General features: G+C 67.6%; 9 protein-coding genes. 4 read left to right on the top strand and 5 right to left on the bottom strand.

The features are described 5' to 3' along the window. Positions 1-15: 15 nt before the first annotated feature. Positions 16-837, bottom strand: a complete 822-nt coding sequence (locus ACFPQ5_RS09220; RefSeq protein ID WP_379753923.1) for a hypothetical protein — start codon at positions 835-837, stop codon at positions 16-18. Between the two features lie 181 nt (positions 838-1,018). Beyond that, complete coding sequence (gene purL / locus ACFPQ5_RS09215; RefSeq protein ID WP_379753920.1) at positions 1,019-5,044, bottom strand: phosphoribosylformylglycinamidine synthase; 4,026 nt, start codon at positions 5,042-5,044, stop codon at positions 1,019-1,021. Between the two features lie 168 nt (positions 5,045-5,212). On the opposite strand from purL, the gene ACFPQ5_RS09210 reads away from it, so the two are divergent. Beyond that, the gene (locus ACFPQ5_RS09210) at positions 5,213-6,841 is read left to right on the top strand and encodes a tetratricopeptide repeat protein (protein ID WP_379753917.1); all 1,629 of its coding nucleotides are present in this window, start codon (positions 5,213-5,215) and stop codon (positions 6,839-6,841) included. Between the two features lie 75 nt (positions 6,842-6,916). Here the strand turns inward: ACFPQ5_RS09210 and ACFPQ5_RS09205 are convergent, their stop codons facing one another. Continuing rightward, the gene (locus tag ACFPQ5_RS09205; protein WP_379753915.1) at positions 6,917-10,516 is read right to left on the bottom strand and encodes a hydantoinase B/oxoprolinase family protein; all 3,600 of its coding nucleotides are present in this window, start codon (positions 10,514-10,516) and stop codon (positions 6,917-6,919) included. A gap of 95 nt (positions 10,517-10,611) precedes the next feature. On the opposite strand from ACFPQ5_RS09205, the gene ACFPQ5_RS09200 reads away from it, so the two are divergent. Continuing rightward, a complete protein-coding gene (locus ACFPQ5_RS09200; RefSeq protein WP_379753912.1) occupies positions 10,612-12,120 on the top strand; it encodes an NAD(P)H-hydrate dehydratase in 1,509 nt (502 codons plus the stop codon). A gap of 87 nt (positions 12,121-12,207) precedes the next feature. On the opposite strand, the gene ACFPQ5_RS09195 is transcribed toward ACFPQ5_RS09200, so the two are convergent. Beyond that, positions 12,208-12,930, bottom strand: a complete 723-nt coding sequence (locus tag ACFPQ5_RS09195) for an ABC transporter ATP-binding protein (RefSeq protein ID WP_379753909.1) — start codon at positions 12,928-12,930, stop codon at positions 12,208-12,210. Between ACFPQ5_RS09195 and ACFPQ5_RS09190 the strand changes: the two genes are divergently transcribed. Together ACFPQ5_RS09190 and mnmH are read left to right on the top strand one after the other, a co-directional pair. Next, positions 12,929-13,555: an arylesterase gene (locus ACFPQ5_RS09190; protein ID WP_379753906.1), complete on the top strand. Its 627-nt coding sequence runs from the start codon at positions 12,929-12,931 to the stop codon at positions 13,553-13,555. The genes ACFPQ5_RS09195 and ACFPQ5_RS09190 overlap by 2 nt on opposite strands. Next, positions 13,552-14,607, top strand: coding sequence for a tRNA 2-selenouridine(34) synthase MnmH (gene mnmH / locus ACFPQ5_RS09185; protein ID WP_379753903.1), 1,056 nt, complete (start codon positions 13,552-13,554; stop codon positions 14,605-14,607). The genes ACFPQ5_RS09190 and mnmH overlap by 4 nt, the downstream gene beginning before the upstream one ends. Before the next feature lie 153 nt (positions 14,608-14,760). Here mnmH and ACFPQ5_RS09180 read toward each other — a convergent pair whose 3' ends face one another. Continuing rightward, positions 14,761-16,671 (bottom strand): SurA N-terminal domain-containing protein, encoded by a 1,911-nt coding sequence (locus ACFPQ5_RS09180; RefSeq protein WP_379753900.1) that lies wholly within the window; start codon positions 16,669-16,671, stop codon positions 14,761-14,763. Positions 16,672-16,709 lie beyond the last annotated feature (38 nt).

Raw genomic sequence — 16,709 nt, 5'->3', positions numbered from 1 at the left:
AATTGCCGACGCGATTCAGTCGCAATGCTTCGGCGCCCCTGGATACTGTCCGTTGTTATAGGTATCCAGGATCCCCGCCCAGGTCTTCTGCTGCGCGCACTCGCCCGGCCCGCAGGTCGAGGGCACGGTGCCGCTACGAAACCATGCCGGGGCCGCATCGATCACCGACTGCACGCCGGCCGGCGCCGACGCACCCGCGGCCCGGTTCAGCACCGCGGCGATGTACTGGTGCGCCAGGATGACGTAGCCGCTGCCGCGCGGCGGCGTATCGAGGATCTGCTGCCAGGTGAGTCCCGACGAGAAGAACAGCGCATTGCGGTTATAAGGCGCCGGCCAGACCACGCCCGGCTTGTTGCCCCAGTAGCCTTGCGTGCGTACGCAGCCTTTCGGCGGGCAGCCGCAGACGGCGGTCGGCGTCAGCGCCGCGCTTTCCGCGAACAGGGTGCGCAGGACCGGGCTGGTCAGCGAGTCCTGCACCTGCACCGTGATCGCGCTGCGCAGCTCGCCCAGGCTGAGGGGCGCACCTTCGACCGAATACGGCACCACGAGCGTGTCCCCTGCCCGCGCCACCGCCTCGCCGGCCGTCGCCTTGAGCGCATCCCGGTAGCCGTCACGCGAGGTCTGGTTCTGGATGCGGCTGTCGACGACGACGCGCGCCCCTGCCGCCGCCGGCACGGTCACCACGCCCGAATAGCGCCATTGGCCGGTCGCTTCATTGGTCGTGACCTCGAGGGTGGCGGTCGCGGCCGCCGGCGCTTTTTTGGGCGCGGCATGGGTGGCAGTACAAACGAGCGCGAATGCGATGGCCAGGAAGGCCCGGGTGGAACTGAGCGTCATGGAAATCTCCTTTGGTAGAGGGCGGACGGACCGCCTGGAACCATGATCGCGGAGGACTCCCCAAACGGAATTGTGCAGGCTCAGCAGCGTAAGCGTTTGAATTTAAAGCGAGAAATGTTGGTCGCCGTAAATTGCGCGACCATGAAAAACGCCTCCCGCAGGAGGCGTTCCCGTCAGCGGTTCAGCCGACCCACTTGCGCGCGTTGCGGAACATCCGCATCCACGGCGCATCGTCGCCCCACGAAGGCGGCGCCCACGAGTGCACCGCCGTGCGGAACACACGCTCGGCGTGCGGCATCATGGCGGTGAAGCGCCCATCCGGCGTCGTCACCGCCGTCAGGCCGCCGGGCGAGCCGTTCGGGTTGAACGGATACTGCTCGGTGGCCTGGCCGCGGTTGTCGACGTAACGCAGGGACTGGACAACTTCGTCCAGATTCCCCGTCAGCGAGAAGTCGGCGAAGCCTTCGCCGTGCGCGATGGCCAGCGGGGCCTGGGTGCCCGCCATGCCGGCGAAGAAGATCGACGGCGAGTCGAGCACCTCGACCATGCCGAAGCGCGCCTCGAACTGTTCCGACTTGTTGCGGGTGAACTTCGGCCAGGCGTGGGCGCCCGGGATGATCGGCTTCAGGTTGGCCAGCATCTGGCAGCCGTTGCACACGCCGAGGCCGAAGGTGTCCTGGCGCGCGAAGAAGGCCGCGAACTGGTCGGCCAGCTGGGCGTTGAACAGGATGGTCTTGGCCCAGCCTTCGCCCGCGCCCAGCACGTCGCCGTAGGAGAAGCCGCCGACCGCGATCACGCCGTGGAAGTCGGCCAGCTTCGCCCGGCCCGCGATCAGGTCGCTCATGTGGACGTCGACCGCCGTGAAGCCGGCCTGGTGCATCGCCCAGGCGGTCTCGATGTGCGAGTTCACGCCCTGCTCGCGCAGGATGGCCACGCGCGGACGCACGCCCGTCGCAATGAAGGGTGCAGCGATGTTCTCGCTCGGGTCGAAGGTCAGCTTCGGCGTGATGCCCGGGTCTGCTTCGTCCAGCAGGCGCTCGTATTCCTGGTCCGCGCAGTCCGGATTGTCGCGCAGGCGCGCGATGCGCCAGCTCGTTTCCGACCACAGGCGGTGCAGGCTGCTGCGCTTCTGGTTGTAGATGACCTTGGCGTCGCGCGTGAATTCGATCGCGCCGCGTTCGTTGAGCTTGCCGATGATGTGGCTGCAGGCACCCAGGCCCAGTTCGCGCAGCACGTTCATGACTTCGCGCTTGTCGGCCTCGCGCACCTGCACCACGGCGCCCAGCTCTTCCGAGAACAGCGCGCGCAGCGTCATCTCGTTGCGGCGCTCGCCCACTTGCGCCGCCCAGTTCTTGGCGTCGCCCCAGTCGGAGGCGTGCTCGCCTTCCATGGTCAGGATGTCGAGGTTGACCGAGACGCCGGCGCGGCCGGCGAAGGCCATCTCGACGAGCGTCGCGAACAGGCCGCCGTCCGAACGGTCGTGGTAGGCCAGCAGCTTGCCCTCGCTATTGAGGCGCTGGATCGCGCCGAAGAAGGCTTTCAGGTCTTCCGGCGAATCGACGTCCGGCACCGAATCGCCGAGCTGCTGGGTAACCTGCGCCAGGCTTGATGCGCCAAGGCGGTTCTTGCCGCGGCCGAGGTCGATCAGGATCAGAGCGGTGTCGCCGACGTCCGTGCGCAGCTGCGGCGTCAGCGAACGGCGCACGTCCGGCACCGGCGCAAACGACGACACGATCAGCGAGACCGGCGAAATCACCGACTTGTTCTCGCCTTCGTCGTTCCAGGTGGTGCGCATCGACAGCGAATCCTTGCCGACCGGGATGCTGATGCCCAGCGCCGGGCACAGCTCCATGCCGACCGCCTTGACGGTATCGAACAGGGCCGCGTCCTGGCCGGGCTGGCCGCAGGCGGCCATCCAGTTGGCGGACAGCTTGATGTCTTCGATCGACGCGATCGGTGCAGCGGCGATGTTGGTGATGGCTTCGCCGACGGCCATGCGGCCCGAGGCGGCGGCGTCGATCACGGCCAGCGGCGTGCGCTCGCCCATCGCCATCGCTTCGCCCTTGAAACCTTCGTAGCTCATGGCGGTGACGGCGCAGTCGGCGACCGGCACCTGCCACGGGCCGACCATCTGGTCGCGCACGGTCATGGCGCCGACCGAGCGGTCGCCGATGGTGATCAGGAAGGACTTGTCGGCCACGGTCGGCAGCAGCAGCACGCGGCGCGCCGCTTCTTCCAGCTCGATGCCGGTCAGGTCGACCTTCGGCAGCTCGCGCTTGACGTGCTCGACCTCGCGCAGCATCTTTGGCGGCTTGCCGAGCAGGACGTCCATCGGCATGTCGACCGGGTTGTTACCGGCGAGCTCGTCCACCACGCGCAGCTGGCGCTCTTCGGTGGCGACGCCGATCACGGCGAAAGGCGAACGCTCGCGCTCGCACAGCGATGCAAACAGGCTCAGGCTCTCCGGCGAAATCGCCAACACATATCGCTCTTGCGACTCGTTTGACCAAATTTCCTTCGGCGCCATGCCGGATTCTTCGAGCTGGATCTTGCGCAGGTCGAAAGTCGCGCCGCGCTTGGCGTCGTTGACGATTTCCGGGAAGGCGTTCGAGAGGCCGCCGGCCCCGACGTCGTGGATCGAGATGATCGGGTTCTTGTCGCCCAGCTGCCAGCAGCCGTTAATGACTTCCTGCGCGCGCCGCTCCATTTCCGGATTGCCGCGCTGGACCGAGTCGAAGTCGAGGTCGGCCGTGTTGGTGCCGGTCGCCATCGAGGACGCCGCCGAGCCGCCCATGCCGATGCGCATGCCCGGACCGCCCAGCTGGATCAGCAGGCTGCCGGCCGGGATGTCGTTCTTGAACGTGTGCTGGTCGGCGATGTTGCCGATGCCGCCCGCGATCATGATCGGCTTGTGGTAGCCGTACACGCCGCCGGCCGCCTGCGCATTCTGCTCGTAGGTGCGGAAGTAGCCGCCCAGGACCGGGCGGCCGAATTCGTTGCTGAAGGCGGCGCCGCCGAGCGGGCCGTCGATCATGATCTGCAGCGGCGAAGCGATGCGCTCGGGCTTGCCGTAGACAGGCGCTTCGGCCTTCTCGCCGGCTTGCGTGACGTCGGCCGCGTTCTCCCACGGACGCTGGGCATCCGGCAGCAGCAGGTTCGAGACGGTGAAGCCGGTCAGGCCCGCCTTCGGCTTGGCGCCGCGGCCGGTTGCGCCCTCGTCGCGGATCTCGCCGCCGGCGCCGGTCGAGGCGCCCGGGAACGGGGAAATCGCGGTTGGGTGGTTGTGCGTCTCGACCTTCATCAGCGTGTGGGTCAGCTCGGTGACGGGTGCGTACTCGCCGCTTTGCGCCGGGAAGAAGCGCGTGACGGTCGCGCCTTCCATGATCGAGGAGTTGTCGCTGTAGGCGACGACCGTGCCCTTCGGCTGCAGCTGGTGCGTGTTCTTGATCATGCCGAACAGCGACTTGTCCTGCCTGACGCCGTCGATGATCCAGTCGGCGTTGAAGATCTTGTGGCGGCAGTGTTCGCTGTTGGCCTGCGCGAACATCATCAGTTCGACGTCGGTCGGGTTGCGCTGCGCCTTGGTGAAGGCGTCGTTCAGATAATCGATCTCGTCGGTCGACATGGCCAGGCCGAGTTCCGTATTCGCGCGCACCAGGGCGTCGCGGCCCTGCCCCAGCACGTCGATCGCCTCGAGGGGCTTGCCTTCGAGCTCCTGGAACAGCTGGGCTGCATCGTCGGCATTGCGCAGCACGGTTTCCGTCATGCGGTCGTGCAGCAGCGCGGACACGTTCGACAGTTCCTCGTCCGTCAGCTTCTTCGGCGCGCCGATGCTGCTGCCGAGGATGCCGCTCTTGAGCACGACCTTGTAGGCCACGCCACGTTCGATGCGGTGCACGTGGGCCAGGCCGCAGTTGTGGGCGATGTCGGTCGCCTTCGAGGCCCAGGGCGAGATCGTGCCCAGGCGCGGGATCACGAAGAACTCGACGGTACTGGCTTCGTACAGCGTTTCCGGGACCGGTTCGCCATAGGTCAGCATGGCGGTGAGCTTCTCCGTATCGTCAACCGACAGCGGAGCGCTGCTGTCGATGAAGTGCACGAAGCGGGCCTGGACCGCGGCGATCGCGGGGGCGGCTGCTTGCAACTGGTTCAGGAGGCGTTGGCTACGAAATACGGACAGGGCGTTGGAACCCGGCAGAATCAACATGGCTGAAAGTCGGTTGATGCAGCGTGGCTGCGGGTGGAAGATAGCCCGCTATTATACAGGGTTGACAATATTGCCTGCGCATAGGGGCCCTTTCTGTTGCCGTGCACTACGCTTGCCGGTATTGTAGCGATTGGAAAAAGAAGGCCCCCGCCGCCTACGAGAGAGACGATGCAAGAGAACAGCAACCTGTCGGTCCTGGTAATCGACCCCAATCCGGGCATGCGCAGCAACCTGCAGAACATGCTGAATCTGTCGGGGATCAGCAAGATCGAGTACGCCGTCAACGCCGGCACCGCGATCCGCCAGCTGACGCGCCGCGGCTACGACATCGTCCTCTGCGAATACGACCTGAGCAGCGGTTCCGGCGACGGCCAGGACGGCCAGCAGCTGCTGGAAGACCTGCGCCACCACCGCCTGATCGCTCCCTGGGCGATCTTCATCATGCTGACCTCGGAAGCCGTGTACGGCAAGGTGATCGGCGCGGCCGAGCTGGCGCCGACCGACTACGTGCTCAAACCCTTCACGGCCGACACCCTGGGCGCGCGCATCGCCCGCGCGCTCGAGCGGCGCGCCGTGTTCCTGCCGACCTGGCAGCTTGTCGCGCAGGGCAATGTGCAGGAAGCGATCCGCTCGGCCGCCGCCGCCGAGATCGCGCATCCGCGTCACGCGCTCGACTTCGCGCGCCTGCGCGCCGACCTGCACGTGAACCTCAAGGAGCACGGCGAGGCCGAGCAGATCTACCGCAAGGTACTCGACTACAAGCCGCTCGGCTGGGCCGCCCTCGGGCTGGCGCGGGCCCAGTTCGCGCAAGGCCGCATCGAGGATGCGCGCGAGACGCTGCAGATGCTGGTCGCCGCCAATCCGCGCCTGATGGCCGCCTACGACTTGCTGGCGCGCTGCCACGAAGCGCTCGGCAAAGTCGCGCAGGCCCAGAAGATCCTCGAAGAAGCGGTAGCCATCTCGCCGCACATGGTGCGCCGCCTGCGCAAACTCGGCGAAGTCGCGCTGGAAGCGGGCGACGCGGCCGCGGCCGAAAAGTCCTTCAAGCAGGTGGTCAGCAAGGCGCGCTACTCGGAGTTCCGCGACCCCGAAGACCACCTGCGCCTGGCCAAGGCCCTGGTCAAGCGCGGCGACCTGCCCGGCGCCAGCGGCGTGGTGCGCGATCTCGAACGCTCGATGCGCGCCAGTCCCGAAGTCGAGGCCTGCGTCGCCGTGGCCAACGCCGCCCTGCACGATGCCGCCGGCAACCGCGGCGCGGCGCTGACCGACCTGCAGGGCGCGGTGGCGGCGGTGCGCGCCAGCAGCGGCCTGTCCACTGGCCTGAAACTGGGCCTGGTGCGCGCCTGCCTCGACCACCGCTTAGATAAAGGCGCGCAGGACGTCATGATGGCGGTCGTGAACGACCCGGACAGCGGCGTCACGACCCAGCACGCGCTGGAACTGTTCGCCCAGGCCGGCCGCCGCGACCTGGCCGACGGCGTCCAGCAGCAGCTCAAGGCGCAGGCCCAGATCCTGCTGGGCGTCGCCGACGAGAAGCGCAATATGGGCGACGTGCGGGGGGCGGTGCAGACGCTGCTGGAAGCGCTGCACATGGCGCCTTCGAATCTGCAGGTAATGATCGCGGTGGCGGGCGGCGTACTTCGGCAGATCAACGAGCTCGGATGGGACCATCCGCTGGGCGAGCTGTGCTACGCCCAGCTGGAGAAGATCAGGGCGATCGATGCGCAGCATCCGAGGCTGGAGCCGCTCGAAGAAGAGTATCTGGCGATGCGCAGGAAGTACGGTATCTCTTCGTAGGGTGGGCGCTCCGTGCCCACCATTGCCTGCACTGCCACGTCTGCTGGTCGTAATGGTGGGCACGGGGCGCCCACCCTACTTCACTCCATAACCTCCCCCGCCCGGCGTCTCGATCACGAACATGTCGCCGGCCGCCATCTCGACCTTGCCGATGTGGCCCACCCGTTCGACGCTGCCGTCCGCGCGCACGACCGTGTTGACGCCGCGCGCACCGGGCGCGCCGCCGGCCATGCCGAAGGGCGCGTAGATCCGGTTGTTCGACAGGATCGCCGCCGTCATCGGTTCCAGGAAGCGCAGCTGGCGCACGCCGCCGTTCCCGCCGTGCCAGCGCCCGGCGCCGCCCGAATCGGGTCGGATCGCATAGCTCTCCAGCCGCACCGGGAAGCGGAACTCGAGGATCTCGGGATCGGTCAGGCGCGAGTTGGTCATGTTGGTCTGGACCACGTCGGTGCCGTCGAAACCGGGCCCGGCGCCGCTGCCGCCGGAGATGGTTTCGTAGTACTGGTAGCGCGCATTCCCGAAGGTGAAGTTGTTCATCGTGCCCTGCGAGGCCGCCTGCACGCCCAGCGCCCCGTAGAGCGCGTTGGTGATGCAGGTCGAGGTCTCGACGTTGCCCGAGACGACCGAGGCCGGGTAATGCGGGTTCAGCATCGAGCCGGGCGGGATGATCACTTCAAGCGGTTTCAGGCAGCCGCCGTTCAGCGGGATCTCGTCCTCGACCAGGGTGCGGAACACGTAGAGCACCGCCGCCATGCACACGCTCGAAGGCGCATTGAAGTTGTTGTCCAGCTGGGGCGAGGTGCCGCCGAAGTCGATGCGGGCGCTGCGTGCGGCGCGGTCGACGGTGATCGCCACGGCGATGCGCGCGCCGTTGTCGAGTTCCACCGTGAAGCTGCCGTCCTTCAGGGCGCCGATCACGCGCCGCACCGCTTCCTCGGCATTGTCCTGCACGTGGCCCATGTAGGCGCGCACGACATCCAGGCCGAAGTGCGCCACCATGCGGTGCAGCTCCTCGACGCCCTTCTGGTTGGCGGCGACCTGGGCGCGCAGGTCGGCCATGTTCTGGTCCGGATTGCGCGCCGGGTAGCGCGCGCCCTGGAGCAGCGCCCGTGCTTCGGCCTCGCGCAGCACGCCGTCGCGGCCGTCCACCAGTTTGAAGTTGTCGATCAGGACGCCCTCTTCCTCGATGCGGGTCGAATCGGGCGGCATCGAGCCGGGCGTCGTGCCGCCGATGTCGGCGTGGTGGCCGCGCGAGCCGACGTAGAAGAGGATCTCGGTTCCCGCCTCGTCGAACACGGGCGAGATCACGGTCACGTCCGGCAAATGGGTGCCGCCGTTGTACGGGTCGTTCAGCACGTAGACGTCGCCCGCCGCCATCTTGCCCGCGTTCGCGCGCATCACGGTCTTGATGCTCTCGCCCATCGAGCCCAGGTGCACCGGCATGTGCGGCGCGTTGGCGACCAGGTTGCCGGCGGCGTCGAAGATCGCGCAGCTGAAGTCGAGGCGCTCCTTGATGTTGACCGAATAGGCCGTGTTCTGCAGGCGCAGGCCCATCTGCTCGGCGATCGACATGAACAGGTTGTTGAAGATCTCGAGCATGACCGGATCGGCCGTGGTGCCGATCGCGCGCCGTTCGGGCAGCGCCTCCACGCGGCGCAGCACCAGGTGCCGGTACGGCGTGACCTCGGCCTGCCAGCCGGCTTCGATCACGGTGGTGGCGTTGTCTTCGGCGACGATGGCCGGTCCCGGAATGACGTCTCCCGGCTGCAGCACGGCGCGGCGGTAGATGCCGGTGTCGCGCCACTCGCCGCTGCCGAACATGCGCACCGTCTCGAAGGCCTGCAGCGGCTCGATGCGCGGCGAGGCCGGCGCGATCGTTTCGGGCGGCGCTTCCGAGCGGCCGAGCGCCTCGACCGACACGGCTTCCACGATCAGCGCCCGCGAAGGCATCAGGAAGGAGAAGCGGCGCTTGTAGGCCTCCTCGAAAGCGCCCTGCATCGCCTCAGGCGTGCCAAAGTCGACCAGCAGCGCCGAATCCGTGCCCTCATAGCGCAGGTGGACGCGCTTGAGGACATCGATGCGCTCGCCGCTCACGCCCTGCCTGCGCAGTTCGTCCGCGGCGCTTGCGGCGAGCGTGTCCAGGCGCGCGGCCAGCGCTGCGATACCTGAGGCACCCAGGCGCTCCTCGACCGCCTGCTCGCGCATCGCGCTCTGGTCGGCCAGCCCCATGCCATAGGCCGACAGCACGCCGGCCAGGCCGTGGATGAATACCGTCTTCATGCCGAGCGCATCGGCCACCAGGCAGGCGTGCTGGCCGCCGGCGCCGCCGAAGCTGGTCAGTGCATAGCCGGTGACGTCGTGGCCGCGCTGCACCGAGATCTGCTTGATCGCATTCGCCATGTTCCCGACCGCGATGTCGACGAAGCCTGCGGCCACCTGCTCCGGCGTGCGCACGTCGCCGGTGGCCGCCTCGATCTCGCGTGCAAGCTGCGCGAACTTCGCGCGCACGATGTCGAGGTCGAGCGGCGCGTCGCCGTTCGGTCCGAACAGGTGCGGGAAGTGATCTGGCTGGATTTTCCCGAGCATCAGGTTGGCGTCGGTCACGGTCAAGGGCCCGCCGCGGCGGTAGCTCGCAGGTCCCGGATTGGCGCCGGCGCTGTCGGGGCCCACGCGGTAACGGCTGCCGTCGAAATGCAGGATCGAGCCGCCGCCGGCCGCCACCGTGTGAATGCTCATCATCGGCGCGCGCATGCGCACGCCGGCCACCTGGGTTTCGAAGACGCGCTCGAACTCGCCCGCGTAATGCGAGACGTCGGTCGAGGTCCCGCCCATGTCGAAGCCGATGATGCGTTCGAAGCCGGCCAGGCGGCTGGCGCGCACCATGCCGACGATGCCGCCGGCGGGGCCGGACAGGATGCTGTCCTTGCCCTGGAAGGCGCGCGCATCGGTCAGGCCGCCGTTCGACTGCATGAACTGCAGGTGCACGCCGGGCAGCTCGCTCGCAACCTGGTCGACGTAACGGCGCAGGATGGGCGACAGGTAGGCGTCGACCACGGTGGTGTCGCCGCGCGCGACCAGCTTCATCATCGGGCTGACTTCGTGCGAGACGGAGATTTGCGTGAAGCCGATCTCGCGGGCGATGCGGGCCACCTCGGTCTCGTGCTGCGTGTGGCGGTAGCCGTGCATGAAGACGATGGCGAGCGCACGCGTGCCGCTGTCGTACACGGCCTGCAGGTCGGCGCGTGCCCGTGCGGCGTCCAGTTCGCGCACGATCTCTCCGTGGGCGCCGATGCGTTCGTCGATCTCGACCACCTGGCCGTAGAGCAGCTCGGGCAGCACGATGTGGCGCGCGAACAGCTTCGGGCGGTTCTGGTAGGCGATGCGCAGTGCGTCGCGAAAGCCGTGCGTGATGGCCAGTGCAGTCGGGGCGCCCTTACGCTCCAGCAGCGCATTGGTGGCGACCGTGGTGCCCATCTTGACGGCCTCGATCGCGCCCGCCGGCAGCGCGTCGCCGGTCGCGATATTCAACAGGTGGCGGATGCCGGCCACCGCCGCGTCGCGGTACTGCTCGGGGTTTTCCGACAAGAGCTTGTGCGTCACCAGGGCGCCGTCGGGGCGGCGCGCCACGATGTCGGTAAAGGTGCCGCCGCGGTCGATCCAGAACTGCCAGTCCATGCTCCACTCCCATCGGGTATCAAAGTGGGCCTATTGTATTCGCGATGGATGCGATAATTGGCGAAAATGCAGTAGCAGACACCTTCTGGAGCCCCATGGACAATCGACTTTACAGCGTGGCGCAGATACGCGCCTTGGAAGCGGCCGCCGCCGAGGCGCTCGAACCGGGCGCGCTGATGCGCGCCGCCGGCCGCGCGGCCGCCGATGCGGCGCTGGCCTTGCTGGACGGCGCGCGCGAGCGTCCCGTACTGGTGCTGGCCGGCCCCGGCAACAACGGCGGCGATGCGCTCGAGCTGGCCGCCAATCTCGGCGAAGCCGGCGTCGACGTCGTCGTGCTGCACCTGGCCGGCAGCGGCAAGCCCTCGCCGGAAGCGGCGCAGGCCCTGGTGCGCGCCCACGCCAGCCGCGCCAACTTCGCCGACGTCGCTCCCGACGTGCGTGATTGGGCGCTGGTGGTCGACGGCCTGTTCGGCATCGGCCTGGAGCGTCCGCTCGAGGGCCGCTACCGCGACCTGGTGCTGGCGATCGACCGCGTGCGCTGCCCGGTGCTGGCGCTGGACGTGCCGAGCGGCCTGGATGCCGACAGCGGCGCCGTGGTCGGCCCGAACGGCGTGGCCGTGCATGCGACCCACACCATTACCTTCATCGGCGACAAGCCGGGCCTGCACACGGCCGAGGGCTGCGACCATGCAGGGATCGTGCAGGTGGCCGGGCTCGATCTCGATCTTGCGCTTTACGAGCCGGCGCAGGCCTGCGTCGCGTCGCCGGCGCTGTTCGCCTCCATGCTCGCGCCGCGGCGCCGCAATTCGCACAAGGGCCAGTTCGGCGACCTGGCCGTGGTCGGCGGCGCGCGCGGCATGGCCGGTGCGGCCGTACTGGCCGCGCGCGGCGCCCTGTATGCCGGCGCCGGGCGCGTGTTCGCGGTGACGATCGATCCGGTGCAGGCCTTCGATCCGCTGCAGCCCGAGCTGATGTTCCGCCTGGCCCACGATTTCGACATGGCCGGCCGCGTGCTGGTGCTCGGCCCCGGCATGGGCGGCGCGATGGAAGCCATGCGCGCGCTCGGTCACGGCATCGACAGCGCCGCGCCGATCGTGCTCGACGCCGACGGCCTGAACCTGGTCGCGGCCAGCACCGAACTGCAGGCGCGCCTCACGCACCGGCAGGCGCCGACGGTGGTCACGCCGCATCCGCTGGAAGCGGCGCGCCTGCTCGGACGTTCGGCGGCGGAGGTGCAGGCCGACCGCCTCGGTACGGCGCGCGCGCTGGCCAAGCGCCTGCAGGCGGTGGTCGTGCTCAAGGGTGCGGGCAGCGTGATTGCGCGGCCGGATGGAGAAGTGGCGATCAATCCTACCGGGAATCCGGGACTGGCGACCGGCGGCAGCGGCGACGTGCTGGCGGGCGTGTGCGGCGCGCTGCTGGCGCAGGGCTGGCCGGCGTGGGAAGCGGCGATCGGCGCCGTGTGGATGCATGGGGCGGCGGCGGATCGCCTCGTGGAGCAAGGCGTGGGGCCGGTGGGCATGACGGCGGGCGAGTTGCCTGCGGCGGTGCGCTCGGTGCTGAACGGTTTGATTCGGGATCGCGGCCAGGTACGCGCCCGTTGAACGCGTGGGCGGGTAAGCCGCCCACCTTACATCCCTTGCTGGCATACCCGTAAGGTGGGCGGCTTTGCCGCCCACGCGTCCACGGACCTATGCGCCCCCGACCAGCTTCCCCGCCGCGATCGTGATCGTCCGCGCGCACCGCGCCGCCATCGCCGGATCGTGCGTGACGAGTACCAGCGTCGACCCACGCTCCCGATTCAATTCGAACATCAATTGAATGACCGCCTCGCCGGTCGCCGCATCCAGGCTCCCGGTCGGTTCGTCCGCAAACAGCAGCGGCGGTTCGGTCACGAAAGCCCGCGCCAGCGCCACGCGCTGCTGCTCGCCGCCAGACAGATACTTCGGATAATGCCGCAGCCGGCTGGCCAGCCCGACCCGCCCCAGCATGGCTTCGGCCTTGGCGCGCGCCTCGCCGTCGCCGCGCAATTCAAGCGGCAGCATCACGTTCTCGAGCGCGTTCAGGTGTGCCAATAACTGGAACGACTGGAACACGAACCCGAGCTTGGCCTTGCGGAAGGCGGCGCGGCCGTCTTCGTCGAGAGCAAAGATGTCGGTCCCGTCGAGCAGCACGCGGCCGCTGCTGGGGGCATCGAGGCCGGCCAGCAGACCGAGCAGCGTCGACTTGCCGGAACCCGAGGCGCCGACGATGGCAAGCGTCTCGGCCGGTTGCACGGTAAAATCGATGCTGTGCAGGATGGTGAGTTCGCCGCTGGCGTCCGCCACCCGCTTGGACAGGCCTTCCACCTGGATCGCCGCATGGTTTTCCATGGTGGACACTGGATTCTTCAACGCCTCGGGGTTATCGCGCATGCTGTCGTTTCTCAAAAAATTATCTGTCGCAGCAAGCCTGGTACTTGCTTCGGCGAGCGCTTATTCTGCACCAAAAACCGTACTCGTGGTGGGTGACAGCCTGTCGGCCGAATACGGCCTGGCGCGCGGCGCCGGCTGGGTCGCCCTGCTGGAACAAAAGCTGAAAGCGGAGAAGATCGACGCCAGCATCGTCAACGCCAGCATCAGCGGCGAGACCACCAGCGGCGGCCGCGCACGCCTGCCCGCCCTGCTCTCGGCGCATAAGCCCGACGTCGTGGTGCTCGAACTGGGCGCCAACGACGGCCTGCGCGGCCTGCCGGTGGAAGCGGCGTCGAGCAACCTGCGCGAGATGATCGCCATGTCGCAGAAGCAGCGCGCCAAGGTGATGTTGATCGGCATGCGCATGCCGCCCAACTACGGACGCGCCTACACCGAACGCTTCTTCGGCATGTTCGACGCGCTCTCGAAGCAGTACAAGGCGCCCCTTGTCCCCTTCATGCTCGAAGGCGTGGCCGACAAGCCGGCCCTGTTCCAGGCCGACCGCCTGCACCCGAGCGCCCAGGCGCACCCGATCATCCTGAATAACATCTGGCCCACCTTCCATCAACTGATCAAGACACGATGAAATACCCCGCCGTACTGGGCTTTGCCGACATCCTCCCCGAACTCGACCGGTTCGACACCATCATCGACGCCCGCAGCGAGGGCGAGTACGCGCTCGACCACCTGCCCGGCGCCATCAACTGCCCGGTGCTGGACAACGAGGAGCGCATCCAGGTCGGTACGCTCTACAAGCAGGTCGGCTCCTTCGAAGCGAAGAAGCTCGGCGCCGCCCTGGTCGCGCGCAATATCGCGCGCCACCTCGAAGAACAGTTCGGCGACAAGCCGCGCGATTGGAAGCCGCTCGTTTATTGCTGGCGCGGCGGCAACCGCAGCGGCTCGCTGGCACACATCCTGGCAAAAATCGGCTGGCCCGTGGTGCAGCTCGACGGCGGCTACAAAGCCTACCGCGCCGCGGTCAGCAGCGCGCTGGAAGCGCCGCCGGCGCTGCAGTGGCGCGTCATCTGCGGCACCACCGGCAGCGGCAAGAGCCGCCTGCTCGAAACCCTGGAGGGCATCGGCGCGCAAGTGCTCGACCTCGAACGCCTGGCCGCGCACCGCGGCTCGGTGCTCGGCCACCTGCCGCACGAGCCGCAGCCGACGCAGAAGATGTTCGAGACCCGGATCTGGGACAAGCTGCGTCACTTCGACCCGAGCCGGCCCGTGTTCGTGGAATCGGAGAGCAAGAAGGTCGGCAACCTGCGCGTGCCGGAAGCGGTCATGGCAAGCATGCGCGCGGCCCCTTGCGTGGCCCTGACCCTGTCGCGCGCCAACCGCGTGCGCCTGCTGATGGAAGACTACGAGCACTTCGCGCGCGATCCGCAGGCGCTGAACGGCCAGCTCGAGCACCTGGTCCAGCTGCACGGCCGCGCCAGGATCGACGCCTGGCACGAACTGGCCAACAGCGGCGCGATGCCGGAGCTGGTCGACCAGCTGCTGGTCGAGCACTACGATCCTGCCTACCTGCGCTCGATCGACCGCAATTTCGTGCAGTACGGCCAGGCGCAGGTGCTCGAGTTGGGCGACATCGCGCCGCAGGATTTCATCAAGGCGGCACAGTTGCTGCACACTGCATGAACCCGTAGGGTGGGCGCTCCGTGCCCACCGAACGATGCGCCAACGTGGCGCTTGCTTTGGTGGGCACGGGGCGCCCACCCTACAAACAAAAATACCGGACACGCGTGTCCGGTATTTTCGTTTCTACGCCAGGCACGAAGGCCTTGGGATGTATTACTCCGTCTTGGCAGCGGTAGCACCGGCGTTGATCTTCACCTTCGACTTCGCCTTGATGGCTTCCACGAAGTTGTAGAGTTCCGCCTGGCCCACCAGGCCGCCGATCTGCTCGGCTTCCTGGCTGCGGCGCGCCGTGTCCGGCTGGGCCGGTTGCGACACCTTGCCGATGCGGTAGACGCCGTAGCCGAGGCCCGGCAGGTCGACGCCGACATAGGCCGGCAGCTTGGTCACGTCGGCCTTGAACACAGCCAGCGCGCCGGCGGTGTTGATGGTTGGCTGCTGGGTGCGCGACACGACCTTGGTCTCGCCGAAGCCGGTGGCGTCGCCCGATGCCTTGGCGGCGGCCAGCTTCGCTTCGCCGGCCTGGCGTGCCAGGCGCAGCGCTTCTTCCTGGGTCACGCGCTGGCGGATCGCCGCTTCGACTTCGGCCAACGGACGCTTGGCGGCCGGCTTGAATTCGACCACGCGGCCGGCGATCAGCACGGCCGGCGCGACTTCCACGGCTTCCGTGTTGCGCTTGTTCTTGATCGCGTCCGTCGAGTACAGCGCGGTCAGGAACTTCTCGTTGTTGAACGGCGCGGCGCCCAGCGACGGGTTCGGCTTGCGGGTCAGGTTCTCGGCGGTCTGGATCTTGAGGCCCAGCTTGTCGGCGGTCGGTTTCAGGCTGTCGGACTGCTCGTAGACGCTGTCGTTGAACTGCTCGGCCAGCTCCGAATACTTCTTCGACAGCTTCGACTTCTTGACTTCGGCCGCGATCTCTTCCTTCGCGTCCGCCAGCGACTTCTGGCTCGCAGGCTTGACCGAGGTGACCTTGACGATGTGGTAGCCGAATTCAGACGGCACGATGCCGCTGATCTCGCCTTCCTTCAGGCCGAACAGGGCGTCGTCCATGGCCTTGCCGAAGGTGCCGCGCTCGATCTTGCCGAGGTCGCCGCCGTTCGCGGCCGAAGCCGGATCCTGCGACTGGGTCTTGGCGATGGCCGCGAAATCGGCCGGGTTCTTGCGCACTTCGGCCAGCACGGCTTCGGCCTTGGCCTTGGCGGCGGCTTCCTCGGCCGGCTTGGCGCCCTGCGCCTTGGTGATCAGGATGTGGCTGGCGCTACGCTCTTCGGGCGCCGTGAAGCGCTTCTTGTTGGTTTCGTAGAACTGGGCGATCTCGGCGTCGTTCACGGTCACCTGGCTTTCCACGGCCGCGGCGTCGAGCACGATGTACTCGGCCTTCACGGTTTCCGGGATCTGGAACAGATTGGCGTTCTTGTCATAGAAGGCCTTGACCATGTCGTCGGTGACTTTCACTTGCGGCAGGTACTGGGCGATCGGGAACACCAGTTCCTGCACTTCGCGCTGCTGGTCGTTGATGTCCGAGATGCGGCCGGCGATCGAGCGCGGCACGAAGGCGGTGGCCTGGATCGAGCCGGCCAGCTGCTGGATCGCCATGTCGCGGCGCATGCGCGATTCGAAGATCTGCGGCGTCATGCCTTGCGCGGCCAGGGCGGCGCGGTAGGCGTCCATGTCGAAGCTGCCGTCCGGTTTGCGGAAGGATTCGATGGCGTTGATGGCCTTGGCGATCGACTGGTCGCCCACGGTCAGGTGGCTGCGCGCGATTTCGGCGTTGACGGCGCGTTCGGCGACCAGGTTTTCCAGCACTTCGCGCTTCGCTTCGGGGGTGTCGAACAGCTTCTGGTCGAACTGCGGACCCATTTGCTGGCGCGCCTGGTCGATCTGGCGGCGCTGCGCATCGTCCCATTCCTGCTGGGTGATCTTCTGGTCGCCCACGCTGGCGACGCCGGCGGCGCTGTCGCCGCGGTTCTGGTAGCTCTCCACGCCCACCAGCACGAACGAAGGAATGATCAACAGCAGCAGTACGCCCTGCAATATGCGCTTGTTGTTACGTACAAAATCAAACATGGTCCACCAATCGCTGTAGAAATGGCTCGCTGTAGAAA

Origin of the sequence: Massilia suwonensis (genome assembly GCF_042655665.1) — a bacterium.
Classification (GTDB): Bacteria; Pseudomonadota; Gammaproteobacteria; order Burkholderiales; family Burkholderiaceae_D; genus Telluria; species Telluria suwonensis.
Note: the sequence above shows the minus strand (reverse complement) of the source record. Positions and strands in the feature narration are given on the sequence as shown.